Origin of the sequence: Chryseobacterium sp. 7, assembly GCF_003663845.1 — a bacterium.
Classification (GTDB): domain Bacteria; phylum Bacteroidota; class Bacteroidia; order Flavobacteriales; family Weeksellaceae; genus Chryseobacterium.
In genome coordinates this window covers 22,729-46,595 of the sequence record NZ_RCCA01000002.1, presented here as the reverse complement: position 1 = coordinate 46,595, position 23,867 = coordinate 22,729, and the positions used below count along the sequence as shown (strand labels likewise).

25 protein-coding genes are annotated in these 23,867 nt (G+C 36.6%); 14 read left to right on the top strand and 11 right to left on the bottom strand.

The window, feature by feature from the left end; all coding sequences use genetic code 11:
• The 6 genes from CLU97_RS24125 to CLU97_RS20930 form a co-directional block, all read right to left on the bottom strand.
• Positions 1-432: a hypothetical protein gene (locus tag CLU97_RS24125; RefSeq protein WP_228437552.1), complete on the bottom strand. Its 432-nt coding sequence runs from the start codon at positions 430-432 to the stop codon at positions 1-3.
• A 90-nt stretch (positions 433-522) separates the two neighbouring features.
• A complete protein-coding gene (gene murI / locus CLU97_RS20950; RefSeq protein WP_121489836.1) occupies positions 523-1,353 on the bottom strand; it encodes a glutamate racemase in 831 nt (276 codons plus the stop codon).
• A 108-nt stretch (positions 1,354-1,461) separates the two neighbouring features.
• The gene (gene hemW / locus CLU97_RS20945; protein WP_121489835.1) at positions 1,462-2,586 is read right to left on the bottom strand and encodes a radical SAM family heme chaperone HemW; all 1,125 of its coding nucleotides are present in this window, start codon (positions 2,584-2,586) and stop codon (positions 1,462-1,464) included.
• Between the two features lie 51 nt (positions 2,587-2,637).
• The gene (locus CLU97_RS20940) at positions 2,638-3,588 is read right to left on the bottom strand and encodes a PorP/SprF family type IX secretion system membrane protein (protein ID WP_047377725.1); all 951 of its coding nucleotides are present in this window, start codon (positions 3,586-3,588) and stop codon (positions 2,638-2,640) included.
• A gap of 51 nt (positions 3,589-3,639) precedes the next feature.
• Positions 3,640-4,713, bottom strand: a complete 1,074-nt coding sequence (locus CLU97_RS20935) for an RluA family pseudouridine synthase (RefSeq protein ID WP_183084648.1) — start codon at positions 4,711-4,713, stop codon at positions 3,640-3,642.
• A 73-nt stretch (positions 4,714-4,786) separates the two neighbouring features.
• The gene (locus CLU97_RS20930) at positions 4,787-5,875 is read right to left on the bottom strand and encodes a PASTA domain-containing protein (RefSeq protein WP_121489834.1); all 1,089 of its coding nucleotides are present in this window, start codon (positions 5,873-5,875) and stop codon (positions 4,787-4,789) included.
• A gap of 156 nt (positions 5,876-6,031) precedes the next feature.
• On the opposite strand from CLU97_RS20930, the gene CLU97_RS20925 reads away from it, so the two are divergent.
• From CLU97_RS20925 to CLU97_RS20910, 4 genes are all read left to right on the top strand, one after another.
• A complete protein-coding gene (locus CLU97_RS20925) occupies positions 6,032-7,015 on the top strand; it encodes a D-alanine--D-alanine ligase (protein ID WP_121489956.1) in 984 nt (327 codons plus the stop codon).
• Positions 7,016-7,105: 90 nt separating this feature from the next.
• The gene (coaD, locus tag CLU97_RS20920) at positions 7,106-7,570 is read left to right on the top strand and encodes a pantetheine-phosphate adenylyltransferase (RefSeq protein ID WP_034693345.1); all 465 of its coding nucleotides are present in this window, start codon (positions 7,106-7,108) and stop codon (positions 7,568-7,570) included.
• A gap of 23 nt (positions 7,571-7,593) precedes the next feature.
• Positions 7,594-7,965 (top strand): four helix bundle protein, encoded by a 372-nt coding sequence (locus tag CLU97_RS20915; protein ID WP_183084647.1) that lies wholly within the window; start codon positions 7,594-7,596, stop codon positions 7,963-7,965.
• 49 nt (positions 7,966-8,014) lie between these two features.
• Positions 8,015-8,647, top strand: coding sequence for a trimeric intracellular cation channel family protein (locus tag CLU97_RS20910; protein ID WP_121489833.1), 633 nt, complete (start codon positions 8,015-8,017; stop codon positions 8,645-8,647).
• Positions 8,648-8,753: 106 nt separating this feature from the next.
• On the opposite strand, the gene CLU97_RS20905 is transcribed toward CLU97_RS20910, so the two are convergent.
• Positions 8,754-9,323 carry a DUF2892 domain-containing protein gene (locus CLU97_RS20905; protein ID WP_121489832.1) on the bottom strand — a complete coding sequence of 190 codons (570 nt, stop codon included), beginning with the start codon at positions 9,321-9,323 and terminating at the stop codon, positions 8,754-8,756.
• 149 nt (positions 9,324-9,472) lie between these two features.
• Positions 9,473-9,970: a dihydrofolate reductase gene (locus CLU97_RS20900; RefSeq protein WP_121489831.1), complete on the bottom strand. Its 498-nt coding sequence runs from the start codon at positions 9,968-9,970 to the stop codon at positions 9,473-9,475.
• A 74-nt stretch (positions 9,971-10,044) separates the two neighbouring features.
• Here CLU97_RS20900 and CLU97_RS20895 point away from each other — a divergent pair, with 74 nt between their 5' ends.
• The 5 genes from CLU97_RS20895 (at position 10,045) to CLU97_RS20875 (ending at position 14,492) form a co-directional block, all read left to right on the top strand.
• On the top strand, positions 10,045-10,650 hold the full coding sequence (locus tag CLU97_RS20895) for a LemA family protein (protein ID WP_121489830.1): 606 nt from the start codon (positions 10,045-10,047) through the stop codon (positions 10,648-10,650).
• Between the two features lie 2 nt (positions 10,651-10,652).
• Positions 10,653-11,081 carry a TPM domain-containing protein gene (locus tag CLU97_RS20890; RefSeq protein ID WP_228437890.1) on the top strand — a complete coding sequence of 143 codons (429 nt, stop codon included), beginning with the start codon at positions 10,653-10,655 and terminating at the stop codon, positions 11,079-11,081.
• The gene (locus CLU97_RS20885) at positions 11,062-11,877 is read left to right on the top strand and encodes a TPM domain-containing protein (RefSeq protein WP_121489828.1); all 816 of its coding nucleotides are present in this window, start codon (positions 11,062-11,064) and stop codon (positions 11,875-11,877) included. The genes CLU97_RS20890 and CLU97_RS20885 overlap by 20 nt, the downstream gene beginning before the upstream one ends.
• Before the next feature lie 200 nt (positions 11,878-12,077).
• On the top strand, positions 12,078-12,599 hold the full coding sequence (locus CLU97_RS20880) for an NAD(P)H-dependent oxidoreductase (RefSeq protein WP_121489827.1): 522 nt from the start codon (positions 12,078-12,080) through the stop codon (positions 12,597-12,599).
• Positions 12,600-12,602: 3 nt separating this feature from the next.
• Positions 12,603-14,492, top strand: coding sequence for a monovalent cation:proton antiporter-2 (CPA2) family protein (locus CLU97_RS20875; RefSeq protein ID WP_121489826.1), 1,890 nt, complete (start codon positions 12,603-12,605; stop codon positions 14,490-14,492).
• A 1-nt stretch (position 14,493) separates the two neighbouring features.
• On the opposite strand, the gene CLU97_RS20870 is transcribed toward CLU97_RS20875, so the two are convergent.
• Positions 14,494-15,321, bottom strand: a complete 828-nt coding sequence (locus tag CLU97_RS20870) for a GIN domain-containing protein (protein ID WP_121489825.1) — start codon at positions 15,319-15,321, stop codon at positions 14,494-14,496.
• Between the two features lie 256 nt (positions 15,322-15,577).
• On the opposite strand from CLU97_RS20870, the gene CLU97_RS20865 reads away from it, so the two are divergent.
• Both CLU97_RS20865 and CLU97_RS20860 read left to right on the top strand, forming a co-directional pair.
• The gene (locus CLU97_RS20865) at positions 15,578-17,719 is read left to right on the top strand and encodes a M3 family metallopeptidase (RefSeq protein ID WP_121489824.1); all 2,142 of its coding nucleotides are present in this window, start codon (positions 15,578-15,580) and stop codon (positions 17,717-17,719) included.
• A gap of 137 nt (positions 17,720-17,856) precedes the next feature.
• Positions 17,857-18,234, top strand: a complete 378-nt coding sequence (locus CLU97_RS20860; RefSeq protein WP_121489823.1) for a YchJ family protein — start codon at positions 17,857-17,859, stop codon at positions 18,232-18,234.
• A gap of 171 nt (positions 18,235-18,405) precedes the next feature.
• Here CLU97_RS20860 and CLU97_RS20855 read toward each other — a convergent pair whose 3' ends face one another.
• Both CLU97_RS20855 and CLU97_RS20850 read right to left on the bottom strand, forming a co-directional pair.
• Complete coding sequence (locus CLU97_RS20855; RefSeq protein ID WP_121489822.1) at positions 18,406-18,906, bottom strand: peptidylprolyl isomerase; 501 nt, start codon at positions 18,904-18,906, stop codon at positions 18,406-18,408.
• Positions 18,907-19,021: 115 nt separating this feature from the next.
• Positions 19,022-19,273 carry a VF530 family DNA-binding protein gene (locus tag CLU97_RS20850; protein WP_121489821.1) on the bottom strand — a complete coding sequence of 84 codons (252 nt, stop codon included), beginning with the start codon at positions 19,271-19,273 and terminating at the stop codon, positions 19,022-19,024.
• A 106-nt stretch (positions 19,274-19,379) separates the two neighbouring features.
• On the opposite strand from CLU97_RS20850, the gene CLU97_RS23830 reads away from it, so the two are divergent.
• From CLU97_RS23830 to CLU97_RS20835, 3 genes are read left to right on the top strand one after another with little or no spacing between them, the layout of a single operon-like run.
• Positions 19,380-19,532 (top strand): hypothetical protein, encoded by a 153-nt coding sequence (locus CLU97_RS23830; protein WP_183084646.1) that lies wholly within the window; start codon positions 19,380-19,382, stop codon positions 19,530-19,532.
• 49 nt (positions 19,533-19,581) lie between these two features.
• A complete protein-coding gene (locus CLU97_RS20840; RefSeq protein ID WP_121489819.1) occupies positions 19,582-20,787 on the top strand; it encodes an exonuclease SbcCD subunit D in 1,206 nt (401 codons plus the stop codon).
• Between the two features lie 3 nt (positions 20,788-20,790).
• On the top strand, positions 20,791-23,826 hold the full coding sequence (locus CLU97_RS20835; protein ID WP_121489818.1) for an AAA family ATPase: 3,036 nt from the start codon (positions 20,791-20,793) through the stop codon (positions 23,824-23,826).
• The last annotated feature ends 41 nt before the right edge of the window (positions 23,827-23,867 follow it).

Sequence of the window (23,867 nt, the reverse complement as noted above, 5' to 3'; positions counted from 1 at the left end):
TTATCGCTTTTTTGTTTTCTTTGCTGATATATTGGATTGATCGGGAGAGAAGTTTTTTCTTACCTGAATCAGGTATTCTTCTTCGGCTAAATCAATCAGCTTATCCAGAATAGAAGCTTTATCTTCAGATTTTACTAAGCGGTTCTCTAAGAATCGATTCTGGTGCTCCAAACGTTTTAGCTTCTCTTCAAGTTCTCTGATTTTTTGTTCCGGGGTTTGCATAGCTTTACTTTGTGAACGGTTATCCAGATCAAAGTTACCATATTTTCTACGCCATTCGGTAATAGTACCATGTCCCTGGATACCATATTTGCGCATTGCTGCCCGATTTCCAATCGAACCACTTTCTACTTCACCCACTACGGCTAGTTTAAAGGATAAACTGTAATCTTTTTGACTACGCTTTACATACTGATTATTAAATTGTTCCATAACATTACTTTTTTAGTTGTAACGATATGTTAGGACGAGACAAGAACACAAATAAAAAAGTCTGCCTCATCTTGAAGCAGACTTTTTTATTTATAGTACTTTCAATTCTAAATCAATTGTTTTTCCGAAGAATTTCTTAGAAATTTTCTCAAAGTTCTTGGTAATATCCGAAAGATAGAAATGATAATTGGGTTTTGAGTTATGATCATTTAAGAGATTGTACTTATCCAGAATGATCTTCAGATGATTGGCTACAATATTCGGAGAGTCTATCACACGGACTCTGTTTCCGTAATACTGTTTGATTTCATCTATTAAAAGTGGATAATGGGTACAGCCCAAAATCAATGTTTCAATATTTTTTAATTTATTATTACTTAAATAATTATAAATAATAGCGTGCGTGATCGGATGATTTTTAAAACCTTCTTCAATAGCAGGAACCAATAATGGTGTAGCCAGTTCGTCTACTTTGATCCATTTATTATGCTTTCGGATGCTCTTTTTATACAATCCTGAATTCACAGTTGCTTTGGTGGCAATCACTCCTACATTAGTATGGATTTCATAAGATACCTTTTCAGCAACAGGATTAATAACGTCTATGACCGGAACTTTTCCTGCAACTGACTGCATCACTTCATTCAATGCGTTAGCTGTTGCCGTATTACAGGCAATTACAATCGCTTTACAATTCTGTTCCAGCAGAAAATTAGTGATTTTTGTAGAATATTCAATAATTGCTTCCTTGGATTTTTCTCCGTATGGAAGGTGTTTGGTATCTCCAAAGTAGATCAGATCTTCGTTAGGAAGAAGTCTTTTGATTTCTTTGGCAACGGTAAGACCTCCTACCCCGCTGTCGAAAATTCCGATAGGCTGGCTTGGTGAAAGATGTGAATAATCTTGTTTTTTCGTTTTCAAATGAGTTGAAATTTTATACAAAAATAGTGAAATTGTTGGATGCTGGATGCCGGATGCCGGAAGTTTTTCACAAACAACTCTTCCTGCTTCCCACTCCTGACTTCCAATCTAAATAATAAACAAATCCGAGGCAATTCCGTCTGCCATAAACCAATGTTTCTCCGGGATTTTCAAATGATCATTTTCAATCATTAAAATACCTTCTTCAATTTTGGGCTTGATTTCTCTCTGAAAATGCGCTAACATTCTCTCTGAAAATTTACTTTGTAAGCTTTCCAGGTCTACCCCCCAAATGGTACGCAGGCCAATCATAATCATTTCATTAAACTGATCTTCCCGGGAAAGAATTTCTTCCTCTTTGGCTAATAATTTATCATTAAGCTTTTTAATGTACTGCTGATTATTGGCTACGTTCCAGCTTCTGACATCAAATCCGTTATAAGAATGCGCAGAAGGCCCTATTCCTAAATATTCCTGGTATTTCCAATACGCGGAATTGTGGCGTGAGTAGAAACCAGGTTTTGCAAAATTGGAAACTTCATAATGTTCAAAACCATTATCTTTTAAAAAGTCTGACAGGTAATAGAATTCTTTGTTTTGCTCTTCTTCTTTAGGGCTCTTTACTTTTCCTTTTGATATCCAGTTTTCCAAAGCTGTTTTGGGTTCTACCGTCAATGCATAAGACGAAATATGAGGAACTTCCAGAGCGATGGTCTTATTAAGGTTTTCTTTCCAGATCTCAAGATTGGATGTTGGTGAACCATAAATCAGATCAATACTCAGGTTTTCAAAGCCGAAATCCTGAGCGCGTTTGATAGAACTTTCTGCCTCGGAAGCACTGTGAGCTCTGTTCATGAGCTTCAAATCTTTTTCAAAAAAACTCTGGGTACCAATAGACAGTCTGTTTACGGGTGTTCCGGCCAGCTGTTTTAGGAAATTTTTATCAAGATCATCGGGATTGGCTTCCAGCGTGATTTCAATATCTTTTTCAAAACTGAAATACTTTAAAACTTCATCTATTAAAGAATTGATTTCGTCTACAGAAAGTATAGAAGGTGTTCCGCCTCCAAAATAAAGAGATTTCAGATTTTTGTTCTGCAATTCATCTTTTCTGAGTAGTATTTCAGTTTTCATCGCACGAAGCATTTCATCCTTGAAATTCAGAGATGTTGAAAAGTGAAAGTTACAGTAACTGCATTTTTGTTTACAGAACGGAATGTGAATATATATCATAAAAAAAGCCCTGAAAAATTTCAGAGCTCAAATTTATTTAAATTAAATTAATTAATATCTAAATCCTCTAGCATTAATGAAGTTGTCAAAGTTATATCCCAGACCAATCATGAAGCTATTTCCACCATAACTTTGGATATCAGATATTCCAAGGTTATAAGTAGCTCCGATCATGAATTTGTTGAATCTTACTTTTACAATTGGAGAGATGCTCAGGTTCTGGTTATCAAATCTGTTTTGAACCGTTCTGTAGCTTACCCCGAAAGAGAATGCGTTAATATCATTAGAGAAAGTCGCCATCAGGTTCCAGTCGATCATTCTCGTTGAGTTTGTATTAAGGTTGATCAATGCTGATGGTGCAATAGTAATATTATCAGCAATGTTCCAGTTATATCCTAAGTTTAAGAAGAATTTAATTGGAGAAGGTTCGTAGTTGTTTACGATAGATGCATCATTACTTAATGCAATATCATTTACGGAAACACCCCCGAATAGACCTCTATAAGTAGCAGCCAAACCGAAGTTGGCATACACCATGAAGATGTTACTTTCTTCACCTCTCAATAACGGGTCACCTCCTTCTTCAGTATTAATTTTAGAATAATCAAAGTTCATGTTATAGAAGTTAACACTAGTACCGAAAGAGAACTGGTCTTTTCTGTCTCCTTCACTACTTAGAGGAATAAAATATGAAGCACCAGCTGTAATTCCCCCTGCAGAAATAGGTCCGTTGCTATCTCTAAACACGGAAATACCAGCACCTACTCTATCAAAGATATTCGCATTAATCCCGATTGACTGTACATTCGGAGAATTGTTGAACTTTGAAAATTGTTGTTGATAATTGGCGTTGAGCTGTACGTAATCTGTTTTTCCGTATTGAGCTGGGTTGAACAGGAACTCACCATCCAAAAGATATTGCTGATAGTATGGTAGTGATTCTTGTGCTTTGTATGCATTTGACAAAAGAGCTAAACATACGATAGCATATAGTTTTCTCATAACAAATCTTGATTTCAATTCAACAAATATAAAAAAATTCTCAATATATTTTTAGTTTTCTAAATAATTTCTCCATTTTTTTACAGCATCCGCCATATCTTTGGGCATTGGGCTCTCAAAATATAATTCCTTTTTTGTGGTCGGGTGTATAAATCCGAGGGTATGGGCATGAAGTGCATGTCTTGGCAAAATCTCGAAAACATTTTTTATAAATTGCTTGTATTTCGGAAGATTCACCCCTCTTAAAGGCGTATGACCTTCATATCTTTCATCATTAAACAAAGTATGCCCGATATGTCTGAAATGTGCCCTGATCTGATGTGTTCTTCCGGTCTCAAGTTTACATTCCACCCAGGTCATATATTTGAATCTCTCAAGGACTTTATAGTGTGTCACAGCGTGTTTCCCCTGGCTTCCGTCTTCATAAACAGACATCTGCATTCTGTTTTTAGGGTGCCTTCCGATATGGCCTCTTATGGTACCTTCATCTTCCTGCATATTTCCCCAAACAAAAGCCCAGTACAATCTTTTGGTAGTACGGTTAAAGAATTGTTTTGCCAGGAAGCTCAGTGCATATTCATTCTTGGCGATAACCAAGAGCCCTGAAGTATCTTTATCAATCCTGTGAACAAGTCCTACCCTGTCAAGATCAGACTTCTCGCCATTCTTTTCAAAATGAAAAGCCAGTGCATTCACCAATGTTCCGTCCCAGTTCCCGAATCCCGGGTGCACTACCATTCCGGCTTCTTTATCCACCACTACAAGATCATCATCTTCATAAATGATGTTTACAGGAATATCCTGAGGAATAATGACGTTCTCTCTCGGAGGATGGGTAAGCAGTACAGAGATCTGGTCTCCCGGCTTTACACGATAGTTCTGCTTCACCGCAGTTCCGTTCACTATAACGTTTCCGGCTCTGCAGGTCTGTGAAATTTTATTTCTTGAAGAATTCTGTCTGTATATCAAGAGGAACTTATCAATCCTTAATGGTTCCTGTTTGCTGTCCACAGTGATATTAAGATGTTCATACAATCCTTTATTTTCCTCGTCAATATCGATGTTTTCAATACTGTTGGAATCTAATAATTCTTCATCTAAAAAATCTTCGTTATCTTCTGACATTGTTTTATATTTTTTACACAAAAGGCTTCAACATTTTATAGTTGAAGCCTGTATTTTTGATATTAATCTGATCTTATTCTACGACTACTTTCTTAGCTTTCGGCTTTTGAGCGGGCTGTTGAGTAGTAGTGGATGCAGCCGGTTTGGCTGTATTTCCTGTAGCAGGATTAGTAGAAGTTTTAGGCTTCTCTGATCCCTGACCTGCAGGTTTAGAAGTTACAGTCTGCGTCTTAGGAGTCTCAGTTTTCGGAACTTCTGGTTTTGGAGTTTCTCTTCTAGGGGCAGGAGCCGATACTGGCGGAGCTTCGTAGTTTGGCTCAGTATGTACTTCTTCATAACGTACCGGAGGAAGTGAAGTATCCACTTTCATTCTGTAGATAGAATTCAGCTGTTCAATTTTACCTCTCAGCTCTGCCGGAGTTTTCTTACTTGCCCAAAGGTCTATTTGCATTCCCTGATCACGAACATCTCCGGAAGCAGGATCCTGATAATAAATAATATCAGATTCATCTTTACTTCCATCCTCATGCTCTACCAAACCTACTTCAAACATACTTTTGGTAATTACGGCTCTTGCCTCTTTTACCGTAAGTCCTACTACATTAGGAATAGAAATATTTCTCATAGGTCCGGAACCTACTACTACATCAATAATAGAGAATCTAGGTAAACGGGTTCCAGGGTTTACGGCATTTCCTTTATATAATATTCTTAAAAGAGCATCTTTCTGAATACTTGGTTCATAGATGGTATCTCCAATTTTAAGACCTACCTGGTCCAATCTCTGGAATGCAAGTCCTGAATATTTATTAATAACATTCGGAACAGCAATAGGTGCCCATGTTCTCGGATTTACTTTAAGGGTTACTGTTCTTCCGTCCTTTACACGGGAACCTGGTGCAGGATATACCATCAGCACCTGGAAAGGTCTGTATTTCGGATCGTAATTGGCACTGTCTACTTCATATTCAAGCCCTGTATCATCTAATATTTTTACGGCATCATGTACCGATTTATTTACAATATTGGGAACAGGAATTTCCTGACCGTGGTTAGTATGGTACTCCAACCATCGAAATGTAAGCCACACAAGCCCTACGAAAATACCGATGGCTACTACTAAATTCAGTAAAACTTTCCAATTGAAAAGTGATTTAAGCATACTTAAAAATACTTTAATTATAACCGCAAATATAGCTAATAATTTTAGAATGGACTTTTTATTTAACACAATTCATTTTTGATTTTAAAATTTGCCGATTTCCCATATTGCATTACATAAAATGATTAAATTTGCCTTAATTGATACTATATGGTTATGAATAAAAAAAGTGTTGCCGTAGTAATGGGAGGCTATTCTGATGAATATGTGGTTTCTTTAAAAAGCGGACAATTAATTTATGATTCTCTGGACAGAAATCTCTATGATGTATATAAAGTTGTAGTCCTTAAAGATGAATGGTATTTTTTAGGTGAAAATGATAAAAAATATGCCATCAACAGAGGAGATTTTTCTGTAACATTAGATAATGGGGAAACCTTAAAGTTTGATGCCTGTTTCAATATCATCCACGGAACTCCGGGAGAAAATGGAATTCTTCAGGCTTACTGGGATGCAATTGGTCAAAAATACACAGGTTGTGATTTTTATCAGAGTGCTCTTACTTTCAATAAAAAAGATACGCTTGCTGTATTATCAAAATATGGAATTCCTTCGGCTAAAAGCATTTATTTAAGAAAAGGGGAAGACATAAATGTGGATGAGATTGTATCTGAGCTTAACCTTCCTTTGTTTGTAAAGCCCAATCAATCCGGATCCTCCCTGGGAATTTCCAAAGTAAAAGATAAATCTGAACTGATTGCCGCTACTGAAATTGCATTCAAAGAAGATGATGAAATTTTGATTGAAAGTTTTCTGGACGGTATGGAAGTTTCTGTAGGGGTTATAGATTTTAAAGGGGAAACCATCGTATTAGGAATTACAGAAATAGTCCCTACCAATGAGTTTTTTGATTATGAAGCCAAATATGAAGGAGCTTCTGAGGAAATTACACCCGCAAGAATTGACAAAGAAACCACAAAAAGAGTGGAAGAAATCGCCAAGAGAGCTTACAATTCATTAGGAATGAGTGGTTTTTCAAGAAGTGAATTTATCCTGATGAACGGAATTCCTTATATGCTTGAAATGAATACCAATCCGGGATTCTCTCCTGCAAGTATTCTTCCTCAGCAGGCAAGACATTATGGAATTTCCATTATGGATCTTTGTGGAAATGAAGTAGAAAAAGCACTTAATAAGTAAATATAGAAGTTAGAGGTTAGAAGTTATATATAAAATAAATCTACAGCTTTTAACGGATAATTTACCATTCAACATCATAACTCGTACAACATGAAAATTGCTGTTTTCCCGGGATCTTTTGACCCCATTACACTAGGACATTACGACATTATAGAAAGAGCGGCTCCGCTGTTTGATAAATTAATCATCGCTATCGGGCAGAATTCTCAAAAGAAATATATGTTTCCTCTTGAAAAAAGGATGGAATTCATTCAAAATTCAGTGGCAGAATTCCCCAATGTAGAAGTAGACTCATTTGAAGGTCTAACAGTAGATTACTGCTTTGAAAAAAATGCTCAGTACATCATCAGAGGATTGAGAAACCCTGCCGATTTTGAATTCGAAAAAGCGATTGCCCATACCAACAGAACATTAGCTCACAAAAAACTGGAAACCGTATTCTTATTAACTTCTTCTGGAAAATCTTTCATCAGCAGCAGCATAGTAAGAGAAGTTATCAATCACGGAGGCGAATACGAACTGATGGTTCCGGACTCCGTAAGAGTGGAAAGATAGATATAAGCAATGAGCAATAAGTAATGAATAATTTTGATAGGATAGATTTTAATCAAATTTTCCGGGAACGAACCAAAAGTTTTTCTATTGCTATCATTAGAGCACTTTCTTTATTACCTTATTCTGATGATATTTCAATAATAAGAAAACAGATTATCAGATCTGCAACTTCTGTGGCTGCCAATTACAGGGCAGTATCCAGAGCAAGATCAGAGAAAGAGAAATTTGCTAAAATGTGCATCGTAGTTGAGGAAATTGATGAAACCCAACTTTGGCTTGAAATTATTGAAGAATTAGAATATATAAATCCGGAAAAAATTTTACATTTAAAGACAGAATGTGAAGAACTTGTAAAGGTTATGACCACATATAACTTTAAATTATCTCAAATTTAAATGGCATAATTTTTATTACTCATTGCTCATTACTTATCATTCATAATATATGCACGAACAGTTCAATTTTGCAATAGAAGTCCTGGGGACCATTGCCTTTTCCATGTCCGGAAGTTTTGCAGCCATGCAGAAACGGCTTGATCCGTTTGGGGTACTGATTATTGCATTTGTAACTTCTGTAGGTGGAGGAACGGTAAGAGACCTGTTGCTGGATATTCCCGTATTCTGGATGCATGATCTTCTGATGTGTGCCCTGATTCTGGCAACCAGTATTTTTTCCATGGTATTTAAATCTCTGGAGAAAAACTTTAAGGTAACCTTATTTATCTTCGACAGCTTCGGGCTTGGATTGTTCACGATAATTGGTGTACAGAAAGGGCTAAATGCAGGAATTCATCCTATGATCTGTATTGCATTAGGTACTATAACCGGTTGTTTTGGCGGTATTATCCGGGATATCCTGCTCAACAGAATTCCATTGATCTTCAGAAAGGAAATTTATGCTACAGCATGTATATTGGGAGGTTCAGCATTTTTGTTGATGACCAGATATACTACGCTTTCTTATACTTTTATTCAGATCTTTACTATTTTACTGATCGTTGCGATCCGAACATTCGCTGTAAAATACCACTGGCAGATGCCAAAGTTTTATGGGTATGATCAGAATTCGGAAATGTAAAGGAATATTTGATCCAAAAGATATTTTTCTTAAACTCGATTCACATCAATAATAAAAAACAAAAAGTCCTGAAGAATCAGGACTTTTATATTGTATGCTATGTTGTTTAGAAGAATTTTCCTCTGTTTCTCATATTAGGATTGTGCATATGCTTCTGCATGGTCGGCATCTTCAGCTGATCTTTCATCATTTTTATCTGGTCTGTCATCATTCCAGCACTGTCAAGTCTTTTTGCTTCTTCAAGCAGCTTCTGTCCTTCCTGTTTTCTTCCTTTAGAAATAGCGGCTGCTGCAAGATTTAAAGTAGCCATTGCTCTGTCATGTTTCATATTCAGACCATATTCTAACGCTTTCTTCATGAAAGGTTCTACTTTTGCAGGGTGATCCTGAGCTTGCGTCAATCCTGATAAATAATGGAAATATCCATATTGAGTTTTATGAAGCTGTGCTTTATAATCTGTTATTTTTGATAACCATTCTCCGGCTTTTTCCATATTTTGTTTTCTCAATTGCCAGAATGCCAATAGAATATACTCATTTTTAAAGAATAATAAGATTGGGAATGCAGCCAAAAGAAAAATAACAATACCCCATCCCAGATTTCTTGTGAAAATCATCATATAAAGTCCTAACAGGATAAGAACTGCTGCTATTGCAATTTTTATGTATTTGTTCATTATTAAATTTTAGAAGTGCAAAGATAATAAATTTAGAGCTTAAAGTTCAAAAAGTCAATTGTGAATGGTCAATTCGCTACGCTTGTTAATTTTTGTACCTGTGAGAAATTCACGATTCACTTTGCGAAGCAAAAATTCACTATTGACAATTATGCTTCTTTTTTAATTCTTTCAAACGTCTGAAAAAAGAAATCATATTCATTTTTTTCATCTTTTTCATGAAAGATTTCGGTTGTTTTTTTCCAGATTTTCGGATCTATTTTCGGAAAGAAGGTATCTGCCTGAAGATCTGCTTTCACTAAAGTAACTTCAAGCTTGTCTACCACATCCATAGTCTGCTCATAGATATTTCCGCCACCAATGACGAAAACTTCTTCATCAATTTTTTTAGCAAATTTCAATGCTTCTTTGATGCTTCCTACAATAAGGATTCCTTCCTCAAACCAGTCTTTCTTTCTTGATACAACAATATTGGTACGGTTAAGAAGAGGCTTTCCAATACTTTCGTAGGTTTTTCTTCCCATAATAATCGGATGTCCTGAAGTAATATCTTTAAAATGTTTCAAATCTTTGGGAAGATGCCAAAGCAACTGATTTTCAAAACCAATTTCATTTTTCTCTCCCATTGCCACCACTATTGTTGTCATTCAAATAATTTTTTACAAAATTAGCACATAATTTGTATATTTGGTTAGCACAAAAAATTTAAAAAAAATAAACTATGAAAAATAAAGGATGTTTGGGTGCCGGAACTATTGGTATTGCCCTCCTTATCATTGTGGCTGTTCTATTCTTTTGGGGAAAAAGCGGATATAACAGCTTTGTAAACAAAGAACAGACTGTGAACGCAAAATGGTCTAATGTAGAGACTGTATATCAGAAAAGAGCCAACCTTATTCCTAACCTGGAAAGAACGGTAAAATCGTATTCAAAATTTGAACAGGAAACTTTAACAAAGGTTGTAGAAGCGCGTTCAAAAGCTACTTCTATCAACATTGACCCTACGAATATGACTGAAGCAGATATGGCTAAATTCCAGGCTGCGCAAGGAGAATTATCGGGATCATTAAGCAGATTGATGGCAGTTGTAGAATCTTATCCTAATTTAAAAGCAGATCAGCAGTATATCAACTTCCAGAGAGAATACACTGCTATTGAAAACAGTATCAGAACTGAAACTGTTTATTATAACGATGCTGCAAAGGATTACAACACTTCTATCAAGACTTTCCCGAATAATATTCTGGCGAATTTCACCAACTTTAAAGAAAAACCTTATTTCAAAGCTGAGGCAGGTGCTGAGAAAGCCCCTGAAGCATTCAAATAATAATGGGTAATTTCCTAACAAATCAACAGATCGCTTCCCTTGTGGAAGCGATTCAGTCTGCGGAAGATCATTCTACAGGAGAGATCAGGGTACATATTGATTCCAATACGGAAAACCGTGATGCGAAGACTGCATTTGACGTTTTCAAAAAACTCGATATGGATAAAACTGCTGACCGGAATGCTGTACTCTTCTATATCAATTTCGAACAGAAATATCTTACCATTATTGGAGATACCGGAATTCATGAAAAAGTAAAACAGTCTTACTGGGATCATCTTCACGATTATATAACCGCCGAGTTTGCCAAAGGAAATTATCATCAGGCATTGAAAAGTGCCATCCTGGAAACAGGCATTGAACTCAAAAAACATTTTCCTGTAGAAGGAGAAAATCCAAACCAACTTCCAAATGAAATTACGTTCTCTTAAAATAGTATTTTCATTTTTACTACTCTGCTTTTACACATTTGTATCAGCACAATACACCATTCCCGAAAAGCCGGCAGTGCTTTACCCTGTTTTTGATGAAGCAGGATTGCTCTCTCAGCAGGAAAAAGATGCGCTTAATAATAAGCTGATCAAGTTTGCAGATTCTACCTCAACAGAAATTGAAGTAGTGATCATTCGCTCTACCAAAGGAGAAGATGTCAACTTTCTGGCAACGATGTTTGGCGAAAAATGGAAAATCGGAAAAAAAGGAGTAGATAACGGAGTAGTTTTCCTTATTGCTACAGAAGACAGAACCATGTCTATCCAGCAGGGGCGAGCCGTAGAACAATATCTTACTGCTTCAGTAGCAGGACAGATCCTGGATTATATTGTCACTCCAAATTTCAAAAAAGGGCTTTGGTATGACGGAATCAACGGAGGAACCTCAGCAATTATGGAGGCTGTACAGGGCAAATTTAAACCTGAAGCCACTACAGCTCCTTCCGGTAATGGAAGTGCTTTTAAGGTGCTCATCATTGCCTTTATTATTTTCATCATAATTGCCATCCTTTTTGGTAACAGAGGCGGCGGACGAGGCGGAAACAATGATGACGATGATGATGTGATCATCACCAGAAGAGGACGCAGAAATTATCCTGGCGGTTTCTTCCCATTCCCGGGCAGCTTCGGAGGAGGCAGCTTTGGTGGAGGAAGTTCCGGCGGCGGTGGCGGCGGATTTGGAGGCTTCGGCGGTGGCGGAAGCTTTGGCGGCGGAGGCGCATCCGGAGGTTGGTAAATGAACAAGTCATTTTCAAAATTGATATAGAAATCAGATCATAACGATCTGATTTTTTTTATATAAAAAGCTAAAATAACCTCAATTCTTTAACTTTTATTAATGCTAAATTGATATTTAGATATTAAAAAATTAATAAAGTCCCACAAAAACCGTCTTTTATTCAATATTTTTTTCTTAAATTTACTGAAAACAGGATTATGAAGAAGACGCTGGTAGTATTTGCACACCCTTATCTGGAGCACTCCAATTCGAATGTAGAGCTCATCAATTTCTACGTTCGCCACCAGCATTATACCCTGAGAGATCTTTACGAAGAATATCCAGACTTTCATATTGCAGCTTTCCGGGAAAGAAAACGCCTTAAAAATTACGAACGTTTTGTTTTCCAGTTTCCTCTGATATGGTTTGGAATGCCACCTCTTCTCAGATTATGGATTGATGAAGTTTTCGACAGAGACTGGCTTAAAGAGGGTGAATATAATCCACTGGAAGGAAAAGAAGTCTATATTCTGATCACTACCGGCGGAAAAGAAAGATCTTTCAGCAAAACGGGCACTTATCAATACACCATAGAAGAGCTGATCAGTGGGCTGATTGTTTCTTTAAAAGTCTTCAAAGCAGATATCAGGCACATCAAAATTGTGTACGAAGCCAACAAGCTCTCAAAAAAAGAAATTATTTTACATAAAAAGGAATTTACAGAACTACTCAATCAATAGCATATGGAATCCAGCTTAGCGATGAACACATTAATCTTCCTGGGTGTAGCCATTATTATGGTTCCATTGGCAAGGAAATTAGGCTTGAGCTCTGTAATCGGTTATATTTTAGGAGGAATCATCATAGGTCCTTATGCACTTAAACTTACGGGAAACAATGTAAATGACATTATGCATGCCAGTGAGTTTGGAGTCATCATGCTTTTATTTCTGGTAGGTTTAGAACTGGAACCCCGGAAATTCTGGGAAATGCGGAAAAAGATAATGGGCTTGGGGCTTTCCCAGATGGCACTCACCATTTTATTGCTTTTTCTGGTATTCACAAGTGTTGGCTGGAGAGTAGACAAAGCCATTGCTATTGCAATGTGTTTTGCTTTATCTTCCACCGCCATTGTTCTGCAAACCTTACAGGAAAAGAATAACCTCAAAACAACGGCTGGGGAGGCATCCTTCTCTACCCTTTTATTTCAGGATATTTCGGTGATCCCTATTTTGGCCATACTTCCTATTGTTGCCAATTATAAAGCCAAACATCATGATAATGAAATTCAGATTCTGATTCAGAAACTCCCGGAATGGCTTCAGGCCGGAACGGTAATTTTCGGAGTTGTATTGCTTATTTTACTGGGCAGATATGTTTTTGTTCCTTTCCTTCGTTATGTTTCAAAATCGGGAATGACAGAGTTATTAACGGCTTCTTCCCTATTTTTGGTTATCGGTGTTTCTGAACTGATGGTTGTTATTGGCCTTTCTCCGGCATTGGGAGCTTTCCTTGCAGGAGTAATGCTTGCCAACAGTGAATTCCGCCACGAACTGGAAGCTCAGATTGATCCTTTCAAAGGACTGTTACTGGCTGTTTTCTTCGTGAGTGTGGGATCAACTATCAATTTTAATATTATCCAGAAAGATCCTTTATTTATCTTCAGTACTGTTTTTGCTGTGCTGGCTGTAAAATTTATTGTCTTATATGCTATTGGAAAGTTTTTCAGGATAGATACCCCCCAAAGTCTTTTCTATGCATTTGCCCTTTCCCAGGTGGGAGAATTTGCCTTTGTACTGCTCAATTATGCATCAGATCTATATCTTTTAGGTCCTGAAATGAATGCACAAATGATGGCGGTTACTGCTATTACAATGTGTATTACTCCTATTCTTTTGATCATCAATGATAAATTCATTACTCCGAAATTCATCAAAGAAATCCCTGAAGAAGAGCATGATTACAATATTCTTGACAGTGATGTTACTCAAAAGAAGATCATTATTGTAGGTTTTGGACACTTTGGAAGTACGGTGGGCCGTCTTTTAAAAGCCAATAAAATATCAGCTACTGTTTTGGATCGGGATTCTGACCGTGTGAAATTGCTTAGAAGCTATGGTTTTAAAGTATATTATGGTGACGCTACCAGAATTCCTATTTTAAGGGCTGCCGGAATTGAAGATGCTGAAATTTTGGTTTTGTGCCTGGATGATCCGGATGATAACAAATTCATTGCAGAACTAGTACGTGAACATTATCCTGAAGTGAAAATTTTTGTAAGAGCGAAAAACAGGATTGATGCTTATGATTATCTTAACAGCGGAGTCAATCATATTTACCGTGAAACATTAGGAACAGCGGTGGATATGGCCGTTGACGTACTTCATGAAACAGGAATGAGAAAATATGCAGCAAGACGTATGGGGCAAAGGTTTATGGCCATTGACAAAGCTTCCATCAGAAAGCTCGCCAAAATGAAGGAAAATGATGAAGATATTACTCTGTTTACTACAAAAGAAATCCTCCAGCGAGAGGAGGATTTATTAGCTTACGATAATCTTAATTTTGATAATAAAAATTGGGAGGGTTCCTCATCCGCTGATGAAGAAGATGAGGAAGAATCCCAGAATTAATTTATTGGATGTTTACACTTCCGCCGCTGCTTTCGTCTTTGCTTACATTCTTAAGCTCTCCTTTTTTAGAGATATCTACACTTCCACCTGATGAAGCACCTGCCTTCACACTGGAAACAGCGCTTATATGAATGCTTGCACCGCTGGAAGCATCTGCCTCTACATCATCTGCAATAACGCCTTTGGCTGAAACGCTGCTGCCTGAAGAAGCACTGATATCTGCCTTTTTCGCTTTTCCTGAAATATCAAGCGTAGACCCTGATGAAGATTCAACATCCAGGTTTACTGCCCATATTTTGCCATCAAAACTACTGCTGCTGCTAATGTTGATATCCATATCATTTGCTTCCAGATCTCCTGAAATACTTGCTGCGCTTGATACTTCAACATCTGTTTTTTCCTGTGTAAATTTATCTTTTACTATAATTCTCGCTGCTGAATCGGCAAGAAGCTTCTTAAAGTCTTTTGCGTAAATCTTAGCAGTCACTTTACTGATATTCATCACTCTGATCCCTGGTTTATAATGAATATGAAGTCTTCCGCCCTCATTATCCACCAAAATCTCATTGATGATATTTTGAGGAGCTGAGATTTCTACTTTTTCTGTTTCAGATTTTATGATTTCAGCTTCAATGGCCTGAGAAACCTGAATTTCATCAAAATCTCCGTTAAATTCTTTATGCTGTATAGGGCCGTTTTCTTTGTTTACTACTTTTTCTACCCAATTACTTCTGTCTCCGTCTCTATCTCTGTTTCTGTTCTCATGTTTATCATTACATGAGCCTAGTGCCACTAAGGCTGAAAAAATAAATAAAGTCCTTGTTTTCATGCTTATTTCTTTTGTAAATTATTTCAGTTGGTTTCTTTAATTAAATAACAACTAATTTATAAAAAATATTACATTACATTTAAAAATACTGCAATTGTCTGCAATATTGATTTTTCAGAATTACCTTTCCGGATGTAAGCTGCTTATCTTATTTATTTTAAAACAGTTCCATTACAGTTTCAATAAATACATCTCCCAAAATAGATTCTATGATACAAGTTTTTAATATCTTTATGGTTTAATAACAACTATATTTATGAAGAATATTTCATCGGTATTATTAATTTCTGCCTTGGCGTTCAATCAATCTTGTACTACAATGAAACAGACCGATATTCAACAGGAGCTTCCTGCACCTGATCCATCTTTATCTTCAAATCCGTTTATGAAGAAAAGTAAGCTTCAATACGAAGCTCCGGAGTTTGACAAAATCAAAAATGAGCACTTCAAACCTGCTTTCGACTTTGGTTTAAAACAGCATGAAGCTGAAATTGTAAAAATTGCCAACAATCCGGCAGCTCCTACTTTTGAAAATACCATCGTAGCACTGGAAAAAAGTGGTGAAGTACTGAGAAGAGCGCAAATTGTATTCTCTAACCTTACAAGCGCGAATACCAATCCTACGCTGCAGGCTTTAGATGAAGAATATGCTCCTATTTTTGCAGCACATTCTGATAAACTGTACCTGAATGAAAATCTTTATAAAAGAATACAGTCCATTAAAGAAGATGGTCTTGATTCTGAAAGCAAAAGACTTGTACAATATTATAAGCAGAATTTTGAAATTGCAGGAGCCAATCTTTCTGCAGCTGATAAAGAAAAGTTAAAGCAACTCAACCAGGAACTGGCTTCCCTTTCTACACAATATTCCAATAAATTATTGGAAGCAAGAAAACAGGGAGGTGTATTTTTCTCTGACGCAAAAGAACTTGACGGACTTTCTGCGGATGAAATTGCTGCAGCAGCTTCTGATGCTAAAACAGCAGGACAACCTGGGAAATATCTTCTGGCTTTACAAAATACCACACAACAACCTCTTCTTCAAAATTTAAAAAACAGAGCTACCAGAGAAAAGCTGTTCAAAGCTTCATGGACCAGAGCTGAAAAAGGCGATGCCAACGATACAAGATCTACAATTGAGCAATTGGCTAAATTAAGATTAAAGAAAGCTCAGATTTTAGGTAAGAAAAATTTTGCTGAATGGAAATTGCAGGATCAGATGGCAAAAACACCTGAAGCAGCGACTAAACTAATGAATCAGATTGCTACTCCTGCAGTGGAGACTGCAAGACGTGAAGCAAAAGATATCCAGGATCTTATTGATCAGCAGAAAGGAGGTTTCAATGTAGAGCCCTGGGACTGGAATTTCTATGCTGAGCAGGTAAGAAAAGCTAAATTCGATCTTGACGAGAGCCAGATAAAGCCTTATTTCGAAATCACAACGGTTCTCGAAAAAGGAGTTTTCTTTGCTGCTGAAAAATTCTATGGGCTGACTTTCAAAAAGAGAACAGATCTACCTGTGTACCATCCGGATGTAGTAACGTATGAAGTTTTTGATCATGATGGAAAATCTATCGCGATTTACTATTTAGATTTCTATACCCGAGATTCTAAAAATGGTGGAGCATGGATGAGTAATTTTGTTGAGCAGTCTTATTTATTAGGAACAAAACCTGTGATCGTAAACTGCTACAATTATCAGAAACCGGCTCCTGGAAAACCTTCATTAATCAGTTATGATGATGTTTCAACCATCTTCCATGAATTTGGTCACTCTATTCACGGAATGTTTGCAAGCCAGAAATACCCTTCTCTTTCAGGAACGAATGTACCGAGAGACTTTGTGGAGTTTCCATCTCAGATCAACGAGCACTGGGCTTTAGATCCTATGGTTCTGAAAAATTATGCCGTACATTATGAAACAAAACAGCCTATTCCTCAGGCTTTAGTAGATAAGATCAAAAAAGCATCTACTTTCAATCAGGGATATATGACAACTGAATTGGTTTCTGCTGCTGAACTGGATATGGATTGGCATACAGTAAGCAATGAGAGCCAGTTTATTCCAGTTCTGGATTTTGAAAAGCAGTCTTTAGCGAGCCATGGATTTAATTTGGCAACGGTTCCGCCAAGATACCATACTCCTTATTTTGCTCACATCTGGGGAGGTGGCTATTCTGCAGGATACTATGCTTATTTATGGTCTGAAACACTGGATAATGATGCATGGGAATGGATCAGTAAAAATGGCGGCTTAACCAGAGAAAATGGTGACCGTTTCAGAAAATATATTCTTTCCGTAGGAAATTCTGTAGACCTGAATCAGGCATTCAGAGATTTTACGGGACACGATCCGGATATCAAACCTTTATTAAGAAACAGAGGGTTTATTAAATAAATCTATGGGAAGCATTCTTTAACTAGAGTGCTTCTTTTTTTGCACATATTTGCGATAAATAAATTTTATATGTTTCGGCTGAAGCCGTTTCTACCGATATTCATTATTTTTGCGTTTCAATACTTAAAATACAATATATGGACTGTCCATGCTGTTCAGGAAAATCCTACGAAGAATGCTGTAAGCCTTATCATACCGGAGAAAAATATGCTCCCACTGCTGAAGCTCTGATGCGCTCAAGATTCTCTGCTTTTGCCATTCCGAATGGCGAATATCTGATGGAGACTACGCTTCCCGGAAAAAGAAAATACCACAATAAGAAAGACCTTCAGGAATGGGGAGAAATCAACCAATGGACAAAACTGGAAATCGTCCGGACACCTGCTTTAAATCATGTAGAATTTAAGGCTTATTATACGGATCAGGATGGTCATCCACAGGTTCATCATGAGTTTTCTGTTTTTCAGAAAATGCATGAACGCTGGTATTATGTTTCAGGGGAATTTTTGGATTAGTAAATGTATAGGAATGCTTTGCCTGTAGAACCACCCCGTCAAAAGAGGGGAATGCCAAGCATTTAATAGCTATTTGTACATTATAAATAAAAATAAGCCACAGATAAATAATTCTGTGGCTTATTTTTTATCTAAAAAATGTCCGGAAAAACCAGATATTTATATTGTTTTTTAGTGAGTGTCAGTTCCGTCAACTCCGTGAGCATGACCATGTGCCAACTCTTCTTCAGTTGCCGGACGAGTGCTTAAAACTTCTACATCGAAATCCAACACTTTTCCTGCCATTGGATGGTTAAGATCTGCAACTACAACTTCCGGAGTTACTTCTACCACGAATGCCTGGAAATTATTCCCCTGGTTATCAGATAAAGGTAAAATAGCACCGATTGGTGGAGTTCCTGATTCTTTAAACATATCAATTGGCAATTGAGCGATAGCGTCAGGCTGTCTTTCACCATAAGCTTCTTCAGGCTGAATTACAAATGCAGCTTTATCACCAGCTTTTAAACCTAAGATATTTTGTTCAAACTTTGGAATCATCATTCCCACACCATACAAAAATGTAAGTGGATTTTCTGCTGTTGTTTCTTCTACAAGAACTTTAGTTCCGTCCGCTTCGATAGTGTGAAGGATGTAACGTACAGCTACAACGTGATTGTTTTCGATTGTCATATTTTTTCTTTTTTTCGTGATTTCGTTTCACGATTAATGTTACAAATATAATGTTTTTGAAATGATTGTTCAGAGAAAAAAGCTAAAGAAAAATCTTAAAACAATGTCCCGCATTCTACTTCCCAGTCTTTCCTTCATCGCGCTTTTTCTGTCTCAGCACAAAGAGATACAAGCTTTCAACCTTTGTTCTTGCCCATGGTGTTTTTCTCAGAAACTTCAGAGAAGAGTTGATACTTGGGTTATCTGTAAAGCATTTTATATTGATCTGTTCGCCCAGCCTTTCGAAGCCTTGATAGTACTCTACCAACTCTTCAAGGATAGCATCCAGTCTTTTCCCGTGTAGAGGATCTTTGGACTGTTGTTCCATCTTTTTTTTGCAAAATTAATTTATTATTAGTTTATACGGAAATCCACCACTCTTCTTCTCTTTTTGTTTCTTATTTTTGATGAAGCAATTTCTTACCGATAAAAATATGAGCAAAAACAATGATGCAAACAGGAAAAAAAATAAAAAGCAGATTGATCAGAAAAAACGTAAGATACAGAATGCAGAAGCAGAAAGGAAAACACGTTTAAAACAAATTCTGGAAGATTTCAAAGCAAAAGAAAACGATAATCAGCCATAAAAATCAATCACTATTCAGCTTATTTACTTTAAACAACGATAAAATTTACATGAAAATTCTGCATACAGCCGACTGGCATTTGGGAAAAAGACTGGACCGCTTTTCAAGATTGGAAGAGCAAATTCTGGTCATGGAGGAGATTATAAAAATTGCTGATGAAGAACATGCAGAACTTATTCTTGTTGCAGGTGATCTTTTTGATAATTTTAATCCAGGTGTAGAAGCCGCTGAACTTTTTTATAAAACATTAAAACGTTTATCATTAAATGGAAAACGTCCTGTGATTGCTATTTCAGGTAATCATGATTCTCCAAGTTTAATCAATGCTCCTGATCCTTTGGCAAGGGAATGCGGAATTATTTTAATAGGCCATCCTAAAGCTGAGATTGCACCTTTCGGTACAGAATACTTCAACATTATCAATTCCAAAGAAGGTTTTATCGAACTGAAAATTGACGGGATAAACTTTCCTGTAAGAATTCTTCACACCCCTTTCGCGAATGAGATCCGTTTAAAGGAATACTTTGGAGAAAATAAAGAGGAAGAAATCAACAAAGTCCTTTCACAGACATGGAAAAATATTGCTGATGAGTTTTGTGATGATTCCGGTGTGAATCTTCTGACCGCTCATTTGTATATGAATAAAAGAGGGGCTGAAATTTTGGAAGAGCCGGAAGGAGAAAAACCGATTAAGATCGGGAATGCAGATCTTATTTTTTCGGACAGTATCCCGGAACAGATTCAGTATACGGCATTAGGCCACCTTCATGCTTTTCAAAATATCGGAACAAAGGAAAAACCTGTTATTTATTCATCTTCTCCCCTTTGTTACAGTTTCAGTGAAGCAGGACAGACGAAATATGTTTCCATTATTGATGCAGAACCGGGAAAAGTGGTTTCTTATGAGAAAAAAAAATTGACAAGTGGAAGAACTTTAGTCAGAAAAACATTTACTTCCATCGAAGATACTGTTCAATGGCTGAGTGAAAATCCCAATACGTTTATTGAGCTTACGCTGGAAAGTGAGACGTTTTTAACGGCTGATGAAAGAAGGTTAATTTATCAGTCCCACAACGGAATTGTTCACCTTATTCCCAAAGTAAGAAACCTGGAATTGGGAGAAAATCAAACCCATGAAATCAATTTAAGTCAGGATATTAATATTTTATTCAAAGATTATTTTAAATCTAGAAGCGGAGGGCAGGAAGCCAATGAAGAACTGATGAATTTGTTTAACGAAATTTTAAATGCATAAGCCATGATCCCTGTTCAATTAACTATCGAAGGACTTTACTCATATCAGGAGCGTCAGACTATTGATTTCCGAAATCTTACCGAAGCGGGATTATTTGGTATTTTCGGGGCAGTGGGTTCCGGAAAATCGTCAGTTCTTGAAGCAATTTCGTTTGCTTTATATGGAGAAACAGAGCGTCTGAACATGCGTGATAAAAGGGCTTACAACATGATGAATTTGAAATCAAACAGTTCTTATATAGAATTTGATTTTGTGAATTATGAGAATAAATTGTTCCGCGCTACCCGTGATTTCAAACGAAATTCAAAAAAATTCGAAGAAGTAAAGCCTAATGCCGTTACTTTTTATGAGAATATCAATGGAAGATGGATCCCCTTAGATCATTCAAATGCTGAATCTATTATTGGTTTAAGCTATTCCAACTTCAAAAGAACCATCATTATTCCGCAGGGGCAGTTCAAAGAATTCCTTGAATTGGGTGCCGCAGAAAGAACGAATATGATGAAGGAGATCTTTAATCTTCAAAAATTTGACCTTCAGAACAATGTTTCTGCACTGAATGTAAAAAACAGATCAGAACTCGATCAGCTGGAAGGACAGCTCAAAGGATTTGAAGAAATCAATGAAGGGAAAATCAAAATTCAGAAAGAGCAACTCACAGAAGAACAGAAACTTCTTTCTGAATCCAATGAAAAACTGGAAAAAATTTCTCAGACGTATCAACAGCTGAAAAACTTGAAAAGTGACTTCGACAGTTTACAGCAGAATAAAGAAAAATTCAATAAACTCTCTGAAGAAAAGCCCCAGATAGATGCTCTGGAAGCACAGGCGGAATTATACGACCGTACTTTCAGGCTTTTCAATCCTTTAATTATTGAGAAGAATAAACTTTCAAAAGAAATTTCGGATAAACAAAAGGAGAAAGAACAGCAGATCAAAAGCTGGCAGGAAACTGAAAAGGCTTTTAATGTCATAAAGGAACAGCTTGCAGTGCTTGAACCACAGTTTAAGGCATTGGAGCAATCCAGAATCCAGGAAAATGATCTGAACCTCATCATTCAAATCATCAGATTTTCTGAAGAAATTAAAGTTTTGAATGAAAGAACTCAAAAAGGTTCCGAGAAAGTAAAAGAAGTTGGTCTTCATAAAGAGAAAATTCAAAAGACAATTGATGAACTTTCTGCGCAGATTAAAACCTTAAAGGAACAAAAACTTGATTCTTCTCTGCTTTCTGAAGTGGGGAACTGGTTTATTCAGCAAAAAAACTTAAAAAAATCTCTGCAAGAACAAACCGAAAAGATTGAAAAACATCAAAAACAGATCGGAGAAATTGCAGAAGAAATAAAGCCTTTTGATTATACCGAGAATTATAAAGAAGATTTCAAAAGCAGGAAAGAAGCTTTAGAAACAAAGAAAAAGGAGTTTTCTCAGAAACTGGATCATCTTAAAATTCAAAAAGAACTTTCCCGTTTTGCCAGTGAGCTTCATGATGGTGAAAACTGTCCTCTTTGTGGTTCTAAAGAACATCCGCATATTGTGGAATTTCATGATGTGAATGCTGAACTGCTGGAAATTCAGGAAAAAATAACATCCGTGGAACAGGAAATTGCTGGTCTTCAAAAGCAGGAAGCAGAAATTGACAAAATTCTGGATCGAAAAAAGATCTTCGAGGAACAGTTTCTTTCAGAGCAAAAAATTGCCTTTCAAATTCAGGAAAATATTGAAAAACATATCCTGAATTTCACCTGGAAAAACTTCTCTCCTGATCAGGAAGAGGAGTTTGAAAAAAAACGTGCAGACTCTTTTATACTGGAAAAAAAGATTGAAGAAACGGAGCGCAATATAGCTGTAGAAAGGGAAAATCTGGATAGAGAAACCAAAACACTGGAAAAATATAAAAGTGCGCTGGAGGCTTTCCGTCTGGAAGAAGTTTCAAAGCAGGAGCAGATCAATATCAGCCGTTCCGGTCTTAAAATCCTGAATTGGAATCTGTATGGTCAAAAAGAAAAAACTGAAATTGAGGAAAAGTATCAAAAGCTGGTACAATCCAACAAAGAAACTGAAGAAAGTTATCAAAAAGCATTAGAGCAGGAAAAAATTCTTTCACCAAAATTGGCAGAGCAAAAAGCCATTGTTGCTCAGTCTGAAAAACAGATTACAGAACTTGAAAAGGAAATTTCCGCAAATGAAGAAACGATAGCCAAAGCTTTGGCAAATCAAAATTTCACAGAGTTCAAAGAGGTTGAGGATATTTTACTTCAGGAAATCAATATTGAATTAGTGAGAACGAAAGTTCAGCATTTCAAAGTTGAATTTGAAGCTTTAAAGAAATTCATTGGAGAGCTGGAATTGAAGCTGAAAGGACTTTCATTTGATAATGAACAGTTTTCTAAAGCTGAGCAGCAATTTCTCGAAGCGCAGAGTGAACAGAAAAAAAACAGTGATTCCGTAGTGACTAAAACGGCTGAAATAAACCGACTGGAACAGGAATTTATAAAAAAAGAAAGCCTTTTAAAAGACCTTGCAAAATTGCAAAAACGTTCGGAAAATTTAAAAATCATGATGAATCTGTTTAAAGGAGCTGGTTTTGTACAATATGTTTCTTCTATTTATCTGAGACAGCTTTGTGATCATGCCAATGTACGTTTTCACCGCATGACAAGAAATCAGTTGAGCCTTCAGCTTAATGAAAATAACGATTTTGAAATTATAGATTACCTCAACGAAGGGAAAAGCAGAAGTGTAAAAACACTTTCCGGAGGACAGGCATTTCAGGTATCGCTAAGTCTTGCTCTGGCACTGGCAGAAAGTGTTCAGGCTAACGCACAGGCAGATAAAAATTTCTTCTTTATTGATGAAGGTTTCGGGACTCAGGATACGGAATCTGTAAATATTGTATTTGAAACGCTCACCAATCTGATGAAAGAAAACAGGATTGTGGGAATTATTTCGCACGTTGAAGAGTTGAAAGAGAAAATTCCTACAGCTCTTAATATCATTAAAGACGAAGAAAGAGGAAGTCTGATTGAGATTGTTTAATAATGTATTTAAAATTACAAAAGCCACAAAAGAACATATCT